The organism is Pseudomonas sp. TE24901 (assembly GCF_054058375.1).
This window is the reverse complement of the sequence record NZ_JBSSAF010000009.1, coordinates 180,499-198,623: the sequence shown is the minus strand read 5'-3', so window position 1 is coordinate 198,623 and position 18,125 is coordinate 180,499. Positions and strand designations below refer to the sequence as shown.

The following is an 18,125-nucleotide window of genomic DNA, read 5'->3' as shown; positions in this document are numbered from 1 at the left end:
CTTGGTTGTTGGCTCGTTGAACAATAAAAACCCGGGGGCAAGGGGTGAGCGGGCAACCGAACACGTGACAGTCTGGAAGCGGGCTGTCTGAATAGTTTTGCCCGCGAGGGCAAGTTTCCATAAGCAATTTCGAGAGACGGATGAACATCACCACCTTAGCCAAACGCACGTGCCTGCTTCTTTCGCTGATCATCACCCCGGCCGCCTGGGCGGTTGAAATGGTGCCGGCTTCCCCGCAACTGGCCGCCAAGGCCTGGGTCCTCATGGATGCCGCCAGCGGCAACGTGCTGGTCGAGAACAACGGTGACCAGCGCCTGCCCCCTGCCAGCCTGACCAAACTGATGACGGCCTACATCGCGACCCTGGAAATCCGTCGCGGCCAGATCGGCGAGAACGACCCGGTCACCGTCAGCGAAAACGCCTGGCGCACCGGCGGTTCGCGGATGTTCATCAAGGTGGGTTCGCAGGTGACGGTGAGCGACCTGCTGCACGGCATCATCATCCAGTCGGGTAACGACGCCAGCGTGGCCCTGTCCGAGCACATCGCCGGCAGCGAAGACGCGTTCGCCGACATGATGAACAAAACCGTGGCCGACCTGGGCATGACCAACAGCCACTTCATGAACCCGACCGGCCTGCCGAACCCAGAGCACTACTCGTCGGCTCACGACATGGCGATCCTGGCCCGCGCGATCATCCGTGTCGACCCGGTGCACTACGCCATCTACTCCCAGAAGGAGTTCTTCTGGAACAACATCAAGCAGCCTAACCGCAACCTGTTGCTGTGGCGTGACAAGACCGTCGACGGTCTGAAAACCGGTCACACCGAAGAAGCCGGCTACTGCATGGTGTCGTCCGCCGTACGTGATGGCCAGCGCCTGATTGCCGTGGTCTTCGGCACCAACAGCGAGCAGGCCCGTGCGGCCGAGACGCAAAAACTGCTGACCTACGGTTTCCGTTTCTTCGAAACCCAGACCTTCTACCAGAAGGGCACTGAACTGGCGCAGGCGCCGGTCTGGAAGGGCGCAACCCACCAGGTCAAAGCCGGCCTGGCTGAAGACCTGACCCTGACCATGCCTAAAGGCCAGCTGAAAAAGCTCGCTGCCAGCATGACCATGAACCCGCAACTGGTTGCGCCAATCGCCAAGGGCGACGTGATCGGCAAGGTCGAAGTCAAACTGGACGACAAAGTGGTGCACAGCGCCGACCTGATCGCCCTGGACGCTGTCGACGAAGGTGGCATCTTCCGCCGCGTGTGGGATAGCATCCGTCTATTCTTCTACAGCTTGTTCAACTGATAGTGTGCACCTGCAAAGCCCCGTGTTGATCCGACACGGGGCTTTGCCCGTCGCCACGGCTTACGCTTACGAGGCCGTTACGCCATGACCGATAAAGAAGTAGAAGTAAAGGCGCCAAAGATCGAATTCCCAGTGACGGACTATCCCGTCAAGGTGATCAGCGATACCGGCGTGGGCCGCAAGGACAAGATTCTCGAGATCGTCCGCAAATACGCAACGATCAACGACAACCGCGTGGACGAGCGTCAAAGCTCCACCGGCAAATACACCACGATCCAGTTGCACATCGTTGCGACGGATCAGGACCAGCTCTACAACATCAACAGCGAACTGCGGGCCACCGGTTTCGTGCACATGGTGTTGTGATGTCTCACGTCCTGGGCTTTCGCGAGCTCGGCCGGATGGACTACGAGCCCGTCTGGCACGCCATGCAACGGTTCACGAACGAGCGCGGCACCTCGGCCCCTGATGAGATCTGGCTGGTGGAACACCCGCCGGTGTTCACCCAGGGCCAGGCCGGCAAGGCCGAACACCTGCTGCTGCCGGGAGATATTCCGGTGGTGCAGGTCGACCGAGGTGGCCAAGTGACTTACCATGGGCCCGGCCAACTGGTGGCGTACCTGCTGCTGGATGTGCGCAAGCTGGGGTTTGGCGTGCGTGACCTGGTCACCCGCATGGAGGCCTGCCTGATCGAGCTGTTGGCCAGCTACGGCGTGACCGCTGCGGCCAAGCCCGATGCCCCGGGTGTGTATGTGGACGGCGCGAAAATCGCCTCCCTGGGGTTGCGCATCCGCCACGGCTGTTCCTTTCACGGCCTGGCCCTGAACGTGGACATGGACCTGGCGCCGTTCCGACGGATCAACCCGTGCGGCTATGCCGGACTGGCCATGACCCAACTGAGCGAGCACGCCACACCGATTAAATTTGCCGAGGTTAGTGCCCGGCTGCGTGCGCAGCTCGTCAAACACCTCGACTATGCTGAGCAGACGACCCTTACGGGCGGAATCGACTGATTATGACTACTGATGCAGTGCAAACCATGATCCCGACGGTGGACGTTACAGACCGTCCGGCCCCGGCCCCGCGTGCCAAGGTGGAAGCCGGCGTCAAGCTGCGCGGCGCCGAGAAGGTTGCACGCATCCCGGTGAAGATCATTCCGACCACCGAACTGCCGAAGAAACCCGACTGGATCCGCGTGCGCATCCCGGTTTCGCCGGAAGTCGACCGTATCAAGGCCTTGCTGCGCAAGCACAAGCTGCACAGCGTGTGCGAAGAAGCGTCCTGCCCGAACCTGGGCGAGTGCTTCTCCGGCGGCACCGCCACCTTCATGATCATGGGTGACATCTGCACCCGTCGTTGCCCGTTCTGCGACGTCGGCCACGGCCGTCCGAAGCCACTGGACGTCAACGAGCCGGAAAGCCTGGCCATCGCCATCGCCGACCTGCGCCTCAAGTACGTGGTGATCACTTCGGTAGACCGCGACGACCTGCGTGACGGCGGTGCCCAGCACTTTGCCGACTGCATCCGCGAGATCCGCAAGCTGTCGCCGAACGTGATGCTCGAAACCCTGGTGCCGGACTACCGTGGCCGCATGGACGTGGCGCTGGAAATCACCGCCGCCGAGCCGCCGGATGTGTTCAACCACAACCTGGAAACCGTGCCACGCCTGTACAAGGCTGCGCGCCCGGGTTCGGACTACCAGTGGTCGCTGACCCTGCTGCAGAAATTCAAGCAGATGATGCCTCACGTTCCAACCAAGTCCGGCTTGATGCTGGGCCTGGGCGAGACCGACGAGGAAGTGATCGAAGTCATGAAGCGCATGCGCGAACACGACATCGACATGCTGACCCTGGGCCAGTACCTGCAACCGTCCCGCAGCCACTTGCCGGTGCAGCGTTTCGTGCACCCGGACACCTTCGCCTGGTTCGCCGAGGAAGGTTACAAGATGGGCTTCAAGAACGTGGCCTCGGGCCCGCTGGTGCGCTCCTCGTACCACGCTGACGAGCAGGCCAAGCTGGTCAAGGCGAGCCTGGTTTCGTAAGCCGCTCCGCAATTGAATGTGGATGCGGGCTTGTGTGGGAGCGGGCTTGCTCGCGAATACGGTGTTTCAGTCACCTGATTAATCGACTGATACTCCGCTTTCGCGAGCAAGCCCGCTCCCACATTGGGTTCTGCGTTTAAGTGGGAGACCATGGATGACCAGTAAATCAACAGTTGCCGTACCCGCCCTTCGCTCTGAAGGCACCATCGCCCTGATCGCCCCCGCCGGTCCTGCCGCACTGGACGTCGAAAAAGCCGGTCACTGGATGCGTTCCCGTGGCTACGATCTGCGAATTTTTCCTGGCGTGTATGAACGCGACGGCTACCTCGCCGGCAGCGATGACGTTCGCCTGCGTGACCTGCACGACGCCTTCGCCGATCCCGATATCGACGCGATCTTCTGCCTGCGTGGCGGCTACGGCACGCCACGCCTGCTCGATCGCCTGGATTTCGACCTGCTGCGCGCCAACCCCAAGCCATTCGTAGGCTACAGCGACATCACCGCGTTGCACCTGGCTATCAGCCGCTACGCCGGCTTCGTGACCTTTCATGGGCCGATGCTCAACGCCGACCTGCTGGGCGACAAGCAGCCACCTACCGAGTCGTCACTGTTCAGCATGCTGCGGGGCCAATTGGGCGCTGGCAGTGTGCTTGCACATCCGGTGGCCTACCCGTTGACCACTGTCGAGCCTGGCATCGCCTGTGGGCGCTTGCTGGGGGGCAACCTGTCGATGATCGCGGCAGTGATGGGCACTGCCTTTGAGATTGATGCAGAAGGCATCATCCTGCTGATTGAGGACGTCAACGAGCCGATCTACCGGATCGACCGGCTGCTCACCCACTTGCGGTTGGCGGGCAAGCTGGATCAGGTGGCGGGTGTGCTGGTGGGGGATGTGGCAGGGGTGGACAATGCCGTGCTGGAGCGACTGCTCAAGCAGACCTTCGGACCGCTGCGCATTCCAGTGCTGGCCGGCTGGCGCAGTGGGCATTGCGATCCGAACCTGACCTTGCCGATGGGCGCTTTGGTGCGCCTGGATGCGGGGGAGCAGCGGTTGGTGTTGGAGCAGGATGTGGTCTTTAAATAACCGTCGCCTGTGACACCGTCTTCGCAGGCAAGCCAGCTCCCACATTCGACCGTATTCCAAAGGATGCTCACGGTTAAATGTGGGAGCGGGCTTGCTCGCGAAGACGGTAGTCGCCATAAGCACTTCTACCGGGTTTGCAGGGATTCCAGCAGCTTCACCGTCGGATACCCATCCGCCGGCCAGCCCAACGCTTGCTGCGCCGCACGAATCGCCTTGCGCGTATTCGCACCAATGATCCCGTCCGGGTTCCCGGCGTCATAGCCTTTGGCACTGAGTGCCGTCTGCAAATCGATGCGCTGCGAGCGACTCAGCGGCAATTCATCTTTCGGCCAATCGCCACGAATCACACCGCCACCGCCAAACCGTTCCGACAGCAGGCCCACTGCCAGTGCGTAGGACGACGAGTTGTTGTACTTGAGGATCGCGCGGAAGTTATCCAGTACCAGGAAGGCTGGGCCACGGTAGCCTGCCGGCAGCAGCAGCGCAGCGGAGAGCTGGCTGACGTTTGGCGGGATGCTCGCGCCTGGCGGCAACTGGATGCCCAGGTTCAGCCATTCGGCGACCGACTTGCGCACGCCGCCATCGGCCAGTGCGTAATCGAAGTTCGTTGGCAATTGCTTGACCTCGAAACCCCACGGCTGGCCTTTCTGCCAGCCGGAGCTTTGCAGGTAGTGGGCGGTGGAGGCGAGGGCGTCGGCCGGGCTGTTCCAGATATCGCGGCGACCGTCGCCATCGAAGTCCACGGCGTGGGTGTTGTAGGTGGTCGGGATAAATTGGGTCTGGCCCATGGCACCGGCCCAGGAGCCTTTCATCTGGTCGGCCTGGATGTCGCCGTGCTGGATGATCTGCAGCGCGGCCAGCAACTGCGCCTGGGCGAATGCCGGGCGACGGCCTTCGTAGGCCAGGGTCGCCAGGGAGCGGATCACCGAGTTGTTGCCCTGGAATTGGCCGAAGTTGCTTTCCATGCCCCACACCGACACCAGCGCCTGGCGATCAACGCCATAACGCTGCTCGATGCTTTGCAGGATGTCCGCATATTTGATCAGCAGGGCCTGGCCGTTGCGCACGCGTACCGGCGACAGGGCGCCGTCGAGGTATTCCCACACCGGGCGAGAAAATTCAGGTTGGCTGCGGTCGGCACGGATGACCGCCATATCGGGTGTGACGTTGGCGAACGCCGTGTCGAACACGGCAGCCGTGATGCCGGCCTGCAGGGCTTGCACGCGAAAACCCGCCTGCCATTCAGCAAAGGTCTGGGTGGGTTGGATGTCGAGGTTGTCCACGGCGACGGGGGGCACGACAGCAGGCGCAACAGCGGGTGCGGTCTGGAGCTTGGGCAGCGGTTGAGCGTCGGCGGCGGTGGGTTTTTCCGCGCAGGCGACGAGCAGAATAAGGCTGGAGGCAGCGATCAATTGGCGAAGGTGCCAACGACGGGAAAGGCTAGAGGGCATGCACAGGTCCAGGGATTACAAATCAGGTGCAGACCTTATCATGCCGGAGGGGCGCTTGCCTTCAGGCAGCCAGAAAGTAAGAAGCCTCCCAGCTATTAGACTGGAAGGCTTCGCGGCGGTAGCTGCCTTTGCCCTTGCCGGCGCGTTCCTGACGGCTGCGGAACAGTGGCTGGGCGATGATGGATTTGGCCTTGTTCGGGCCATGCTTGGATGGCTTTTTGCTCATGCTCGGTACTCTCATAGGGTGGGTTAAAGCGGTGCAAATCATCTGCCGAAGTTGGGCGGCTGTAAAGGCTGGCACCTCTCAGAAATTGTAAATGCGATCAAAATGTGGGAGCTGGCTTGCCTGCTCCCACAGGGGTATGCGGTGTTCGGGGGGTGTTTATTCGGCGGGGAGTGTCAGGCGCTGGCCGGCCATCAGCAGCGACAAACGGCTCAGGCTCATCCATGGGGAACCGGCCGCCTGGCCCTTGATCTGGGCATCGATGCGCTGGGCTTCCAGCAACAGTTGCGCCCAGCGTTGCGCCGAGTGCCGTTGCAGGGCTTTGCTCATCAGGGGCTTGCGCTTGTCCCAGACAGGCGGCTTGGCCTGGCTGAACGCTTTGTCCAGCGGCGTGCCCTGGCTGTATTGCAAGGCAATATTGGCCAGCACCCGCAGCTCCCGAGCCAGGGCCCAGAGAATCACCGGTGGCTCCACGCCTTCTCCGCGCAAGCCTTCGAGCATGCGCAGGGCGTGGGCCGGTTCGCCATTGAGGATCGCATCCACCAGCCCGAACACGTCAAAGCGCGCACTGTCGGCAACCGCGCCTTGCACGGTTTCGACCGTAATCTGGCCGTCCTCAGCCATCAGCTTGAGCTTTTCGATCTCCTGGGCAGCGGCAAGCAGGTTGCCTTCCACCCGGGCGGCAATCAGCTCGACAGCGTCTTGGGTAGCGGCAAGCCCCGATTGAGACAAGCGTTGACGAATCCACTGCGGTAGTTGGCTGCTGTCCACTGGCCAGATCTGAATGAACTGGGTCTGCGCACCTTCCACCAAGGCCTTGCCCCATTTGGTTTTCTGCGCACTGCCGTCGAGTTTGGGCAGGCTGACCAGCAGTACCGTGTCTTCGGCGGGGCGTGCGCAGTATTCCATCAGGGCCGCCGCGCCTTTGTCGCCGGGCTTGCCGGAGGGCAGGCGCAGTTCCAGCAGGCGCTTTTCGGCAAACAGCGACATGCTCGCACCGGCTTGCAGCAGCGTCCCCCAGTCGAAACTGGCGTCGGCGCTGAACACCTGGCGCTCGTCGAAACCTTGCAGGCGTGCGGCACTGCGAATGGCGTCTGCGGCTTCCTGGCACAGCAGTGGGTCATCGCCACTGACGATGTACACAGGCGCGAGGCCACCTTGCAGGTGTTTGGCGAGTTGGGCGGGGGCGAGTTTCATAGGCGGGGCGAACGGGGCGCCAGGGGCGCCCCGTTTGGCTTACTCGACAGGGACTTCAACAGGCGACTGTTTCGGCGTGTTGTCTTCGTACTCTTGTGCCGCTTTCAGCGCGTCAGCATCGGCCTTGGCCTTGTTGTCGGCGGTTTGCTGCAAAGCATCGAGCTGTTGCGGGGTGAACAACGACAGGCGCAGGACCATGCGTTGCACCAGTTCACGGCGCATTTCCTTGCGGACCTGGATGATTTCCGAGTCTGAGCCCACCAGGTTGTTGCCATCGTGGGTGACGATTTTCTGTACCTGGATCTTGTCACCCATCAGTGGCAGGTGATCGCGGCCCTGCATCTGGAAGAACAGCTCGGTGCTCAGTTCGACTTCCGAAGAGCGGCCGGCGCTGGCATAGCTCAGGTTGCGCTGGGTTTCTTTCTCGTCGACAAGGAACAGCTTGTAAGGCGCGCCGTTGTAGATATGCACGCCGCTGTTTTCCAGGACCTGGCGCAACTGGACCACGGTGGTGCCGTAGGCGTCGCGGGCGCTGAGGTCCAGCTCCTTGATCGTCAGGTCATTGGTACCGGTGCCGCGCAGCTGGAAGCCGCAAGCGCTCAGAAGAACGGCGAGGCCCATCACCAGCAAATTGCGTTTGATCATTTTGTTGCTCCCCTTGAAACCATGCGGGCCTTATCGCGGCCCTAAAGGTTTAGTTCGGCGCAGGGCTCAGGCCCTGCGCCCGATCCGATTAGCTAGCGACGATATTGACCAGCTTGCCAGGCACCACGATCACCTTGCGGATCGTCAGGCCTTCAGTGAAGCGCAGCACGTTTTCGTTGACGCGGGCAGCCGCCTCGACGTCTTCGCGGCTGGCGCTGGCAGGCATGTCGATCTGGCCACGCAGTTTACCGTTGACCTGGATAACCAGTTGCAGGGTGTCCTGCACCAGGGCGCTGTCATCCTGTACCGGCCAGCGTGCGTCGATGACGGCGTCGCTGTGGCCCAGGCGGTTCCACAGGTCGTGGCTGATGTGCGGCGTGATCGGTGCCAGCAGCAGAGTCACCGTTTCCAGGCCCTCCTGTACCAGCGCACGGTCCTGCTCGGTGGCTTGCGGTGCTTTTTCCAGCACGTTCATCAGGGTCATCACCTGGGCGATGGCGGTGTTGAACTTGTGGTTCTGACCCACGTCCTGGCTGGCTTGCTTGATGGCCAGGTGCGTGCTGCGGCGAATGACTTTCTGCTCGTCGCTCAAGGCGGCCACGTCCAGCTTGCCCGGCAGGCCTTGGCTGATGTGGGCGTGCGCCAGGCGCCAGACGCGCTTGAGGAAGCGGTGCGAGCCTTCGACGCCGGAGTCGGACCATTCGGCGCTCATGTCCGGCGGCGAAGCGAACATCATGAACAGGCGGCAGGTGTCGGCACCGAACTGGTCGATCATCGACTGCGGGTCGACACCGTTGTTCTTGGACTTGGCCATCTTCTCGGTGCCGCCGATCTCTACCGGCAGGCCGTCGGCGATCAGCTTGGCGCTGATGACCTTGGCTTTGCTGTCGCGCTCAAGCTCGACGTCGGCCGGGTTGTACCAGGTGTAGGCACCGTTGGCTTCACGGCGATAGTAAGTCTCGGCGACCACCATGCCCTGGGTCAGCAGGTTCTTGAACGGCTCATCGGAGCTCACCAGGCCTTCGTCGCGCATCAGCTTGTGGAAGAAACGCGCGTACAGCAGGTGAAGGATGGCGTGTTCGATACCGCCGATGTACTGGTCGACCGGCAACCAGTGGTCGGCCGCGGATTTCTCCACCAGGCCACCTTCATAGTGCGGCGAGGCGTAGCGGGCGTAGTACCACGACGACTCGACGAAGGTGTCCATGGTGTCGGTTTCACGCTTGGCAGGCTGGCCGCATTTGGGGCAGCTGCATTCGTAGAACTCGGGCATGCGCGCCAGTGGCGAGCCTGCGCCGTCCGGCACCACGTCTTCCGGCAGGACGACCGGCAGTTGGTCTTCCGGTACTGGCACGTCGCCACAGCTTTCGCAGTGGATGATCGGGATCGGGCAGCCCCAGTAGCGCTGGCGGCTGATGCCCCAGTCGCGCAGGCGGAACTGGGTGCGCGAGGCGCCCAGGTTCTTCTTGATCAGTGCAACTTCGATCGCATCGAAAGCGCCTTGGAAATCCAGACCATCGAATTCGCCGGAGTTGATCAGCTCACCGTGCTCGCCATAGGCGTCTTGCCACGGGGCCGGGTTGGTGTCGCCCGAGCTGGTGCGCACCACGGATTTGATCGGCAGGCTGTATTTGGTGGCGAACTCGAAATCGCGCTCGTCGTGGGCCGGCACTGCCATTACGGCGCCATCGCCGTAGTGCATCAGCACGTAGTTGGCGACCCATACCGGCAGCTTCTCGCCAGTCAGTGGGTGCTCGACGAACAGGCCGGTTGGCAGGCCTTTTTTCTCCTGGGTGGCGACGTCGGCTTCAGCCACGCTGCCGCCTTTGCATTCGGCGATGAACGCCTGCAGCTCAGGGTTGTTCTGTGCGGCCTGGGTGGCCAGCGGGTGTTCAGCGGCCACGGCCACGTAGGTCGCGCCCATCAGGGTGTCGGGGCGGGTGGTGAAGACTTTGAGTGCGCCCGCTTCGCCGATCGAGTCGACGTTGTACGGGAACTGCACTTCCATGCCCTTGGATTTGCCGATCCAGTTGCGCTGCATGGTCTTGACCTGTTCCGGCCAGCCCGGCAGGTCGTCGAGGCTCGACAAGAGTTCATCCGCGTAGGCGGTGATCTTGAAGTAGTACATCGGGATTTCGCGCTTTTCGATCAGCGCGCCGGAGCGCCAGCCGCGACCGTCGATCACTTGCTCGTTGGCCAGTACGGTCTGGTCCAGCGGGTCCCAGTTCACGGTACCGCTTTTCTTGTAGATCACACCTTTTTCGAACAGGCGGGTGAACAGCCATTGTTCCCAGCGGTAGTAATCCGGCTTGCAGGTGGTCACTTCGCGGGACCAGTCCACCGCCAGGCCCAGGCTGCGCAGCTGGGTCTTCATGTAGGCGATGTTTTCGTAGGTCCACTTGGCGGGGGCCACGTTGTTTTTCATCGCGGCGTTTTCCGCCGGCATGCCGAAGGCGTCCCAACCCATGGGTTGCAGGACGTTCTTGCCTTGCATGCGCTGGTAGCGGGAAATCACGTCACCGATGGTGTAGTTGCGCACGTGCCCCATGTGTAGCTTGCCGCTGGGGTAAGGGAACATCGATAGGCAGTAGTAAGTCTCCTTGCCTGGCTGTTCACTGACTTCAAAGGACTTTTGCTCGTCCCAGAAGGTTTGGGCGGCATTTTCTATTTCACGGGGCTGATATTGTTCGTGCATGGCTACTTTTGAACTGAATAGGGGTGGCCTAATCCTCTTCGGTGCAACGTTCAGGTCCATCGACACCAAAAAGCGGCGCGTCCGTGCCCAAACCCTGCGGGAAGTGGAGTTACAGGAAGCGCCGTAGCATACATGACCCCACTCTATCGAGGGAAACCCTGATTGCGCAGCCAGGGCCGTCTGTCGCGGCGCCAGGCATGCGCGGCCATGGGGACTACGCTGTTGAGTGGGGAGCAAGTATTTCTTCAATGAGGTGAGGGGATGGTTGAATCGCAGCGAACTTTAACGAAACCGCAGTTGTATGAAGGACTGATCGACCGTTTGGGTCGGGCATTGGATGCCGCAAGAACCGCAGGCCGTTTGCGTGATGAGCGGCCTCTGGAGCTGGAGTTGCGAGGCTTGAGCCAGGCAGAACTTGAACTGATCAAGGTTTACCTGGAATTGAATCACCACCGCGCCTCTCCTGCGCAGGCTTCCCCGCCTGCCCAAGAGCCCTCGCGTTCGGCCAAGGTGATCTGGCTGAAGGACTTGTCCGCCGGCCGCGGCCCGGAAAAGCGTCGAGCCGTTCGGTGCAAGTGAAACACGGCGTCATCCGTTAGCCTTCTCAGTGTGTACCGGCGCAGAAAGTGTGTGGGTAAAGATTGTCGCTAAACCCTGTTGCATCTAGGCTTCGGGCATCTATGGAGATGCCCGATGCCTATTCGTTATTTCATTAAACAATTGCTCTTGCCGCCCGGCATTTTCTTGCTGTTGCTGGCGTTCGCCTGGTGGTGCAGAAAGCGCCGGCCGCGCCTGGCGGGATTCTGCTTTGCCGTGGGGTTTGGCGGAATGTGGTTGATGAGCCTGCCGGTGGTGGTGCAATGGGGCGCGCACGCGCTGGAGACCGAGCCGCCGCTGGCCCGGGATGAGTGGGCAACGCTGGCCCAGCGAGCGGATGCGATTGTGGTGCTGGGGTCGGGGCGTGAGCGTGGCGACCCGGCGTGGGGCAGTGACCAGCCCACCGGTATCGGCTTGGAGCGCCAGCGTTATGCTGCGCGATTGGCCAAGGCTTCCGGGTTGCCGGTGCTGACCACCGGTGGCTTGCACTACGGCACGCCGCCGAGCGAGGCCGAATTGATGGCGGTGTCGATGAAGGATGATTTCGGTGTAGACGTGCGCTGGAAGGAAGAGCGCAGCCGCACCACCTGGGAAAACGCGCAGATGAGCGCCGAGATTCTATTACCCCAGGGCATCAAGCGCGTGGTGGTGGTGACCCAGGCGTGGCATATGCCGCGTTCGGTGTGGAGCTTTGAAAAGGCGGGCTTCACGGTGGTGCCAGCGCCGGTAGGTTTCCTGGGCGTGGACAACGCCCGTCCACTGGGCGGTTGGATGCCGGAGTTCGTGTCGGTGTGGCGCAGTGGGCAGTTGATCAATGAGGCGGTGGGGCAGGTGGGGTACCGGTTGTTCTATAAGTAACACCGTAGGGTAAATGTGGGAGCGGGCTTGCTCGCGAATGCGGGGTGTCAGTCTCTACAGATGTCGACTGATCCACCGCATTCGCGAGCAAGCCCGCTCCCACATTGTTTTTTGCTGTGCTTTAAACCGTTTTTGACATCCGGCTTGCCAGCAACGCCCAGCCAAACAGCCCCAGGCACAGGATGATCAGCGGCCACGAGCGCCATTGCAGGTATGGCGTGAGGTTGTGCATCGGCACCACTTCGCCATACAGAATGCCGCGTTCGAACTGCGGGATCTGCGCGGTAATCTGCCCGAAGGGGTTGATCAGGCCTGTCACGCCGTTGTTGGTGGCGCGGATCATCCAGCGCCCGGCTTCCAGTGCGCGCATCTGCGCCATTTGCAGGTGCTGCAACGGGCCGATGGAGCGGCCGAACCAGGTGTCGTTGCTGATGGTCAGCAGCAAGTCGCTCTGGGCAGAGAGGCCGGCGGCGAATTCCGGGTACACCACTTCATAACAAATGAACGGCGCAATCTGATAGCCCTTGGCCTGCAGCATCGCCTGGTCGGACGGGCCGCGAGCGAAGTCCGACATCGGCAGGTCAAAAAAGGCGATCAAGCCGCGCAGCATGTCTTGCAGAGGGACGTACTCACCGAATGGCACCAGTTTCTGTTTGAGGTAGGTGCCGTCGCCTTCGCCCACCACGGTAATGCCGTTGAAGTAGCGCTTCTGGTGGTGCACTTCCTGGCGAATCGGCACGCCGGTGATCAGCGCACTATGCCGGTCGGCGGCAAACTTGCCCATCATGCCCAGGTAGCCTTCCACCGATTCCTTGAGCACTGGCACGGCGGTTTCCGGCCACACCAGCAGGTCGGCACGCTTGGAGCTGAAGCTCATGTCGCGGTACAGCGCCAACTGCGCGTTGAGCTGTTCCGGGTCCCACTTCATGCTTTGTTCGACGTTGCCCTGGATAGCGGCAACGCTCAGCGGCGCGCCGGACGGTGTGGTCCAGGCGTGATGCTTGAGCGCTAGGCCAATGGCCCATGGCGCTACCAACAGCACCAGGCCGGCGCCGATAAAACCGTTGCGTTTGCTTGCCAGCAGGCGCGGCAGGTTGCACAGCACGGCGGCGGTCAGTGCCAGCGCAAATGAGATCAGCCACATCCCGCCCAGCGGCGCGAGGCCGGTGAGAGGGCCATCGAGCTGGCTGTAACCGGAGTACAGCCAGGGGAAACCGGTGAGGAACCAGCCGCGAAACGCTTCCTGGCCCACCCACAGCGCGGCGAAGGTCAAGGCATCGGCCAGCGGCGCCTCATTGCGACGCAGCCAGCGCGCCCACAGCCAGGCGGGCAGGGCGAAGAACCAGGCGATCGCGGCGGTAAACAGCAGCATCAGGAAACCGGCCAGCAACACCGAAGCGCCGCCGAAGTGATGGATGCTGTAGTAGATCCAGCTGGTGCCGGCGCCAAACAGGCCGAAACCGAAGCACCAGCCACGGCCCAGGGCCTGGCGTGGGCTCAGCTCCCGCAATCCGACATAGAACAGGCCGACCGCCACCAGCGCAAACGGCCATAGATCGAACGGCGCCAGCGCCAGGGTGGTGATGGCGCCGGCCACCACGGCCAGCAAATTACCGGGCCAGCCGGGGCGGGTTAGGCGCTGCATGTCATTCCTTAGCGGGCAATAGGGGTCAATCGGATCAAGTGGATACGACGGCTATCGGCATTCAGGATGCGGAAGCGATACGCGCCGATCTCGGTGGTTTCGTTACGTTTTGGCAGGTGGCCGAACGCACTCATCACCAGGCCGCCCACGGTGTCGAACTCATCGTCGGAGAATTCGCTGTCGAAGAATTCGTTGAAGTTCTCGATCGGCGTCAGCGCCTTCACCAGGAAATCACCGCTGGGCAGCGGCTTGATGTAGCTGTCCTCTTCGACGTCGTGCTCGTCTTCGATGTCGCCGACGATCTGTTCCAACACGTCTTCGATGGTGACCAGGCCGGCTACGCCGCCGTATTCGTCGATCACAATGGCCATGTGATTGTGGTTGGCGCGGAACTCACGCAGCAACACGTTCAGGCGCTTGGATTCAGGTACGAAGGTGGCCGGACGCAGCAGGTCCTTGATGTTGAAGTTGTCGCCGTTCTCCTTGAGGATCAGCGGCAACAGGTCCTTGGCCAGCAGGACACCCATGACGTCGTCATGGCTTTCGCCGATCACCGGGTAGCGCGAGTGCGCCGAGTCGATCACGGCCGGGAGGAATTCCCGTGGGGTCTGGTTCGCCTTGATGCTGATCATCTGCGAGCGCGGGACCATGATGTCCCGAACCTGCAGGTCAGCCACCTGGATGGCGCCCTCGACGATGGCCAGCGCTTCGCTGTCCAGCAACTTGTTCTGATGGGCCTCGCGCAGCAGCTCCAGCAGCTCCTGGCGGTTTTTCGGCTCGTGGGCAAAAGCCTGGGTCAATTTACCCAGCCATGACTTCTGCCCGTTGCTCGATCGGTCTTCGCTCATAGCGATTACTCTGAATCCTTTATTGTTACAGTTGAGTGTTTTTTAAGCTTCGTCGTCCGCATACGGGTCCGGATGACCCAATTCTGCAAGCAACGTTTGTTCCAGTGTTTCCATTTCCAAGGCTTCGTCATCGTCTATATGGTCGTAACCCAAGAGATGCAAGCAGCCGTGGATGACCAGGTGGGCCCAGTGGGCCTCAAGTTCCTTGCCTTGTTCCTTTGCTTCACGCTCCACCACCGGTACGCAGATCACCAGGTCGCCCAGCAGCGGGATATCCAGTAACTCATCCGGTACGTCGGCGGGGAAGGACAGCACGTTGGTCGCGTAGTCCTTCTGGCGCCAGGTGTGATTCAGTTCACGGCCTTCGGGCTCGTCCACCAGGCGAATGGTCAGTTCCGAGTCGGCGGTGCGCTGGCGCAAGGCCAGGGCGCACCACTGGCGGAACTGTTCTTCGCTGGGGGCGGGCGCTTCGGTGGCGACTTGCAGGTCAAGCTCAAGCATCGTGGCGCACATCCTTGGCGGGGGCGTCGTCGCGGTGCTCGAAGCGCTCGTAGGCCTCGACAATGCGCTGCACCAGCGGGTGGCGCACGACGTCCTTGGGCGAGAAGTGCGTGAAACTGATGCCCGGTACGTCCTTGAGCACTTCAATCACATGGCCCAGGCCCGATTTGGTGCCCCTGGGCAGGTCAACCTGGGTAATGTCGCCGGTGATAATGGCCGTGGAGCCGAAGCCGATGCGGGTCAGGAACATCTTCATCTGCTCGACCGTGGTGTTCTGGCTTTCGTCGAGGATGATGAAACTGTTGCTCAAGGTGCGGCCGCGCATATAGGCCAGCGGGGCGATCTCGATCACCTGGCGCTCGATCAGCTTGGCCACGTATTCAAAGCCAAGCATCTCGTACAGCGCGTCGTAGAGCGGGCGCAGGTACGGGTCGATCTTCTGGGCCAGGTCGCCGGGCAGGAAACCGAGCTTTTCGCCCGCTTCGACCGCCGGACGCACCAGCAGGATGCGGCGCACTTGCTCGCGCTCAAGGGCATCCACTGCACAGGCCACGGCCAGGTAGGTCTTGCCGGTACCGGCGGGGCCGATGCCGAAATTGATGTCGTTGCCCAGGATTGCCTTGACGTACTTCTGCTGATTCAAGCCCTTTGGGCGAATCATGCCTTTCTTGGTTCGCAGGGCCACGCTGGCTTCGGCCACCGGGTTGTTGGCCAGGTCTTCCACAGCTGATTCCTGCAAGTACAGGTGCACGATTTCCGGCGACAGTTCACTGCCCTTGGTTTCGCGGTAGAGACGGCGCAGCAGGTTTTCTGCCGATTGGGTGGGCTGGGGTTCGCCGATGAGCTCGAACTGATTGCCGCGGTTGCGGATCTCGATGCCCAGGCGTTGTTCGATCAGACGCAGGTGCTCGTCGAACTGTCCGCACAGATTGGCGAAACGGCGAGCCTCAAACGGCTCGAGGAGAAAACGATGGGGTTCTGCTATGGGTGCGTTCAAGGTTGCTTTTAGCCGCCCTTTGGCTGTTGAGGTGAAAGAGAGAATAACGCCAGCTGCTTGTGTGCGAAAGCACTTAAATCGGCTGACCTCGATCTCAGTAACAATGAAGAACCCCTGTGGGAGCTGGCTTGCCTGCGATGAGGCCAGCACATCCAAAATAGAGGCTGGCTGTTACATCGCTATCGCAGCGATGCGGCGACCCGACAAGCCAGCTCCCACATTTGATCTTCATTTGTAGTCAGAGTGTTTGTGTCAGTTGATCAGTGAGCCGCGCAACGAGTGCGGTTGCGCCGCATCAATGTGCACATCCGCAAACTGGCCGATCAAGGTTGGATTGTCGCAGCGGAAGTTGACGATTCGGTTGTTCTCGGTGCGGCCTTGCAGCTCGCCCGGGTCCTTTTTCGAATAGTCGGTGACCAGGATGCGCTGGATCGACCCGACCATTTGTCGGCTGATCTCGAACCCTTGCTGGTTCAGGCGGTGCTGCAGCGCATTCAGGCGCTCTTTTTTCAGCGCTTCCGGGGTCTCGTCCACCAAATCGGCCGCAGGCGTGCCCGGGCGCTGGCTGTAGACAAAGGAATAGGAGAAGTCGAAACCGACGTCTTCGATCAGCTTCATGGTCTGCTCGAAGTCTTTCTCGGTTTCACCCGGGAAGCCGACGATAAAGTCCGAGCTGATGCAGATACCCGGCACGGCGGCGCGCAGTTTGCGCAGTTTGGATTTGTACTCCAGCGCCGTGTGGTTGCGCTTCATCGCCGCCAGGATGCGGTCCGAGCCCGATTGCACCGGCAAATGCAGGTGTTTGACCAGCTCTGGCACTTCGGCGTGGGCCTGGATCAGGCTGTCGGAGAACTCCAGCGGGTGCGAAGTGGTGTAGCGGATGCGCTCGATACCGTCCACGGCCGCCACCACGCGGATCAGCTCCGCCAGGTCGGCCAGGCGCCCGTCGTCGGTCAGGCCGCGGTAGCCGTTGACGTTCTGGCCCAGCAGGGTCACTTCACGCACCCCGTTTTCGGCCAAGTGGATGATTTCCGACAGCACGTCGTCAAATGGACGGCTGACTTCTTCGCCACGGGTGTAGGGCACCACGCAGAAGGTGCAGTACTTGCTGCAACCTTCCATCACCGACACGTAGGCGCTCGGGCCGTCGATGCGCGGCTCGGGCAGATGGTCGAATTTTTCGATTTCGGGGAACGACACGTCCACCTGCGGCAACTTGCTGATGCGTGCGGCGTCGATCAATTCCGGCAGGCGGTGCAGGGTCTGCGGGCCGAAGACCACGTCGACATAAGGCGCGCGGTCGCGGATGGCGGCGCCTTCCTGGCTGGCCACGCAACCGCCGACGGCGATCACCATGTCCGGGTTGGCCAGTTTCAATTCACGCCAGCGGCCCAGCTGGGAGTACACACGGTCCTGGGCCCGTTCGCGGATCGAGCAGGTATTGAGCAGGATCACGTCGGCATCTTCGGCGCGGGCGGTGACTTCCAGGGCCTGGTGTTCGCCCAGCAGATCGACCATGCGCGAGCTGTCGTACTCGTTCATCTGGCAACCGTGGGTTTCGATGTAAAGCTTCTTGGCCATGGGAATCGTCAACTGGTGGTAAAGAACCGCGCATTATAGGGGGCATGCCCATTGGTTCCTAGCGTTGTGCATCGGGTGCCATGCTATAGTTCGCGCCCTCTTTTATATCCCCGATGTGTTATCCGCCCACCATGACCAAACGTGAAGCTCCAATCTACAAGGTGATTTTCCTCAACCAGGGCCAGGTGTTCGAAATGTACGCCAAGCAGATCTATCAGAGTGATCTGTGGGGTTTCCTGGAGGTGGAAGAGTTCGTCTTTGGCGAGCGCACCCAATTGGTCGTTGATCCGGGCGAAGAGAAGCTCAAGGCGCAGTTTGAAGGCGTGGTGCGCAGCTTTGTGCCGATGCATTCGATCGTGCGCATCGATGAGGTGGAGCGCCTGGGCACGCCGAAGATCAGCGAGGCCCGGGGCACCAGCAATGTGATGCCTTTCCCGATGCCAATGCCCGAGAAGTAAGGCTTT

The 18,125-nt window shown here is 61.4% G+C and carries 18 protein-coding genes; 8 read left to right on the top strand and 10 right to left on the bottom strand.

Annotated elements, in window-relative coordinates:
- Positions 1-140: 140 nt before the first annotated feature.
- The 5 genes from ACVWVP_RS19420 (at position 141) to ACVWVP_RS19400 (ending at position 4,423) form a co-directional block, all read left to right on the top strand.
- Positions 141-1,298, top strand: coding sequence for a D-alanyl-D-alanine carboxypeptidase family protein (locus ACVWVP_RS19420; RefSeq protein ID WP_176998530.1), 1,158 nt, complete (start codon positions 141-143; stop codon positions 1,296-1,298).
- 84 nt (positions 1,299-1,382) lie between these two features.
- The gene (locus ACVWVP_RS19415) at positions 1,383-1,664 is read left to right on the top strand and encodes a DUF493 domain-containing protein (protein ID WP_025858241.1); all 282 of its coding nucleotides are present in this window, start codon (positions 1,383-1,385) and stop codon (positions 1,662-1,664) included.
- The gene (gene lipB / locus ACVWVP_RS19410) at positions 1,664-2,311 is read left to right on the top strand and encodes a lipoyl(octanoyl) transferase LipB (protein ID WP_176998529.1); all 648 of its coding nucleotides are present in this window, start codon (positions 1,664-1,666) and stop codon (positions 2,309-2,311) included. Before ACVWVP_RS19415 ends, lipB begins: the two co-directional genes overlap by 1 nt.
- A gap of 26 nt (positions 2,312-2,337) precedes the next feature.
- The gene (gene lipA, locus ACVWVP_RS19405) at positions 2,338-3,339 is read left to right on the top strand and encodes a lipoyl synthase (protein ID WP_176998559.1); all 1,002 of its coding nucleotides are present in this window, start codon (positions 2,338-2,340) and stop codon (positions 3,337-3,339) included.
- A 154-nt stretch (positions 3,340-3,493) separates the two neighbouring features.
- Positions 3,494-4,423, top strand: coding sequence for a S66 peptidase family protein (locus ACVWVP_RS19400; RefSeq protein ID WP_457407607.1), 930 nt, complete (start codon positions 3,494-3,496; stop codon positions 4,421-4,423).
- 125 nt (positions 4,424-4,548) lie between these two features.
- Here ACVWVP_RS19400 and ACVWVP_RS19395 read toward each other — a convergent pair whose 3' ends face one another.
- The 5 genes from ACVWVP_RS19395 to leuS form a co-directional block, all read right to left on the bottom strand.
- Entirely contained in the window at positions 4,549-5,874 is a 1,326-nt protein-coding gene (locus ACVWVP_RS19395; RefSeq protein WP_178919396.1) for a lytic murein transglycosylase, read from the bottom strand.
- A 61-nt stretch (positions 5,875-5,935) separates the two neighbouring features.
- The gene (gene arfA, locus ACVWVP_RS19390) at positions 5,936-6,100 is read right to left on the bottom strand and encodes an alternative ribosome rescue factor ArfA (protein WP_003176285.1); all 165 of its coding nucleotides are present in this window, start codon (positions 6,098-6,100) and stop codon (positions 5,936-5,938) included.
- A gap of 156 nt (positions 6,101-6,256) precedes the next feature.
- A complete protein-coding gene (holA, locus tag ACVWVP_RS19385; RefSeq protein WP_457407606.1) occupies positions 6,257-7,294 on the bottom strand; it encodes a DNA polymerase III subunit delta in 1,038 nt (345 codons plus the stop codon).
- A 39-nt stretch (positions 7,295-7,333) separates the two neighbouring features.
- Positions 7,334-7,939 (bottom strand): LPS-assembly lipoprotein LptE, encoded by a 606-nt coding sequence (locus tag ACVWVP_RS19380; protein ID WP_259175105.1) that lies wholly within the window; start codon positions 7,937-7,939, stop codon positions 7,334-7,336.
- Between the two features lie 88 nt (positions 7,940-8,027).
- Positions 8,028-10,634, bottom strand: a complete 2,607-nt coding sequence (leuS, locus tag ACVWVP_RS19375) for a leucine--tRNA ligase (protein WP_259175106.1) — start codon at positions 10,632-10,634, stop codon at positions 8,028-8,030.
- A gap of 261 nt (positions 10,635-10,895) precedes the next feature.
- On the opposite strand from leuS, the gene ACVWVP_RS19370 reads away from it, so the two are divergent.
- Both ACVWVP_RS19370 and ACVWVP_RS19365 read left to right on the top strand, forming a co-directional pair.
- Positions 10,896-11,213, top strand: coding sequence for a hypothetical protein (locus tag ACVWVP_RS19370; protein ID WP_178919404.1), 318 nt, complete (start codon positions 10,896-10,898; stop codon positions 11,211-11,213).
- 114 nt (positions 11,214-11,327) lie between these two features.
- Positions 11,328-12,089 carry a YdcF family protein gene (locus ACVWVP_RS19365; RefSeq protein ID WP_259175107.1) on the top strand — a complete coding sequence of 254 codons (762 nt, stop codon included), beginning with the start codon at positions 11,328-11,330 and terminating at the stop codon, positions 12,087-12,089.
- 121 nt (positions 12,090-12,210) lie between these two features.
- Here the strand turns inward: ACVWVP_RS19365 and lnt are convergent, their stop codons facing one another.
- The 5 genes from lnt to miaB all read right to left on the bottom strand — a co-directional run bounded on the left by lnt (position 12,211) and on the right by miaB (position 17,661).
- Positions 12,211-13,734, bottom strand: coding sequence for an apolipoprotein N-acyltransferase (gene lnt / locus ACVWVP_RS19360; RefSeq protein WP_457407604.1), 1,524 nt, complete (start codon positions 13,732-13,734; stop codon positions 12,211-12,213).
- 8 nt (positions 13,735-13,742) lie between these two features.
- The gene (locus ACVWVP_RS19355) at positions 13,743-14,582 is read right to left on the bottom strand and encodes an HlyC/CorC family transporter (RefSeq protein ID WP_176998520.1); all 840 of its coding nucleotides are present in this window, start codon (positions 14,580-14,582) and stop codon (positions 13,743-13,745) included.
- Positions 14,583-14,624: 42 nt separating this feature from the next.
- Positions 14,625-15,083: an rRNA maturation RNase YbeY gene (gene ybeY / locus ACVWVP_RS19350; RefSeq protein WP_178919409.1), complete on the bottom strand. Its 459-nt coding sequence runs from the start codon at positions 15,081-15,083 to the stop codon at positions 14,625-14,627.
- Positions 15,076-16,080, bottom strand: coding sequence for a PhoH family protein (locus ACVWVP_RS19345; protein ID WP_259175111.1), 1,005 nt, complete (start codon positions 16,078-16,080; stop codon positions 15,076-15,078). Before ACVWVP_RS19345 ends, ybeY begins: the two co-directional genes overlap by 8 nt.
- 252 nt (positions 16,081-16,332) lie before the next feature.
- Positions 16,333-17,661: a tRNA (N6-isopentenyl adenosine(37)-C2)-methylthiotransferase MiaB gene (miaB, locus tag ACVWVP_RS19340; protein WP_457407603.1), complete on the bottom strand. Its 1,329-nt coding sequence runs from the start codon at positions 17,659-17,661 to the stop codon at positions 16,333-16,335.
- A 131-nt stretch (positions 17,662-17,792) separates the two neighbouring features.
- Between miaB and ACVWVP_RS19335 the strand changes: the two genes are divergently transcribed.
- On the top strand, positions 17,793-18,119 hold the full coding sequence (locus ACVWVP_RS19335) for a DUF1820 family protein (RefSeq protein ID WP_003194436.1): 327 nt from the start codon (positions 17,793-17,795) through the stop codon (positions 18,117-18,119).
- The last annotated feature ends 6 nt before the right edge of the window (positions 18,120-18,125 follow it).

Excerpts from the sequence above, each read along its gene's own strand:
- ybeY (WP_178919409.1), bottom strand. The coding sequence starts at position 15,083 with ATGCTTGAGCTTGACCTGCAAGTCGCCACCGAAGCGCCCGCCCCCAGC.
- ACVWVP_RS19370 (WP_178919404.1), top strand. The coding sequence starts at position 10,896 with ATGGTTGAATCGCAGCGAACTTTAACGAAACCGCAGTTGTATGAAGGA.
- ACVWVP_RS19415 (WP_025858241.1), top strand. The coding sequence starts at position 1,383 with ATGACCGATAAAGAAGTAGAAGTAAAGGCGCCAAAGATCGAATTCCCA.
- ACVWVP_RS19380 (WP_259175105.1), bottom strand. The coding sequence starts at position 7,939 with ATGATCAAACGCAATTTGCTGGTGATGGGCCTCGCCGTTCTTCTGAGC.
- leuS (WP_259175106.1), bottom strand. The coding sequence starts at position 10,634 with ATGCACGAACAATATCAGCCCCGTGAAATAGAAAATGCCGCCCAAACC.
- ACVWVP_RS19365 (WP_259175107.1), top strand. The coding sequence starts at position 11,328 with ATGCCTATTCGTTATTTCATTAAACAATTGCTCTTGCCGCCCGGCATT.
- ACVWVP_RS19355 (WP_176998520.1), bottom strand. The coding sequence starts at position 14,582 with ATGAGCGAAGACCGATCGAGCAACGGGCAGAAGTCATGGCTGGGTAAA.
- lnt (WP_457407604.1), bottom strand. The coding sequence starts at position 13,734 with ATGCAGCGCCTAACCCGCCCCGGCTGGCCCGGTAATTTGCTGGCCGTG.
- ACVWVP_RS19400 (WP_457407607.1), top strand. The coding sequence starts at position 3,494 with ATGACCAGTAAATCAACAGTTGCCGTACCCGCCCTTCGCTCTGAAGGC.
- holA (WP_457407606.1), bottom strand. The coding sequence starts at position 7,294 with ATGAAACTCGCCCCCGCCCAACTCGCCAAACACCTGCAAGGTGGCCTC.
- ACVWVP_RS19335 (WP_003194436.1), top strand. The coding sequence starts at position 17,793 with ATGACCAAACGTGAAGCTCCAATCTACAAGGTGATTTTCCTCAACCAG.
- arfA (WP_003176285.1), bottom strand. The coding sequence starts at position 6,100 with ATGAGCAAAAAGCCATCCAAGCATGGCCCGAACAAGGCCAAATCCATC.
- lipA (WP_176998559.1), top strand. The coding sequence starts at position 2,338 with ATGATCCCGACGGTGGACGTTACAGACCGTCCGGCCCCGGCCCCGCGT.
- lipB (WP_176998529.1), top strand. The coding sequence starts at position 1,664 with ATGTCTCACGTCCTGGGCTTTCGCGAGCTCGGCCGGATGGACTACGAG.
- ACVWVP_RS19395 (WP_178919396.1), bottom strand. The coding sequence starts at position 5,874 with ATGCCCTCTAGCCTTTCCCGTCGTTGGCACCTTCGCCAATTGATCGCT.
- ACVWVP_RS19420 (WP_176998530.1), top strand. The coding sequence starts at position 141 with ATGAACATCACCACCTTAGCCAAACGCACGTGCCTGCTTCTTTCGCTG.
- miaB (WP_457407603.1), bottom strand. The coding sequence starts at position 17,661 with ATGGCCAAGAAGCTTTACATCGAAACCCACGGTTGCCAGATGAACGAG.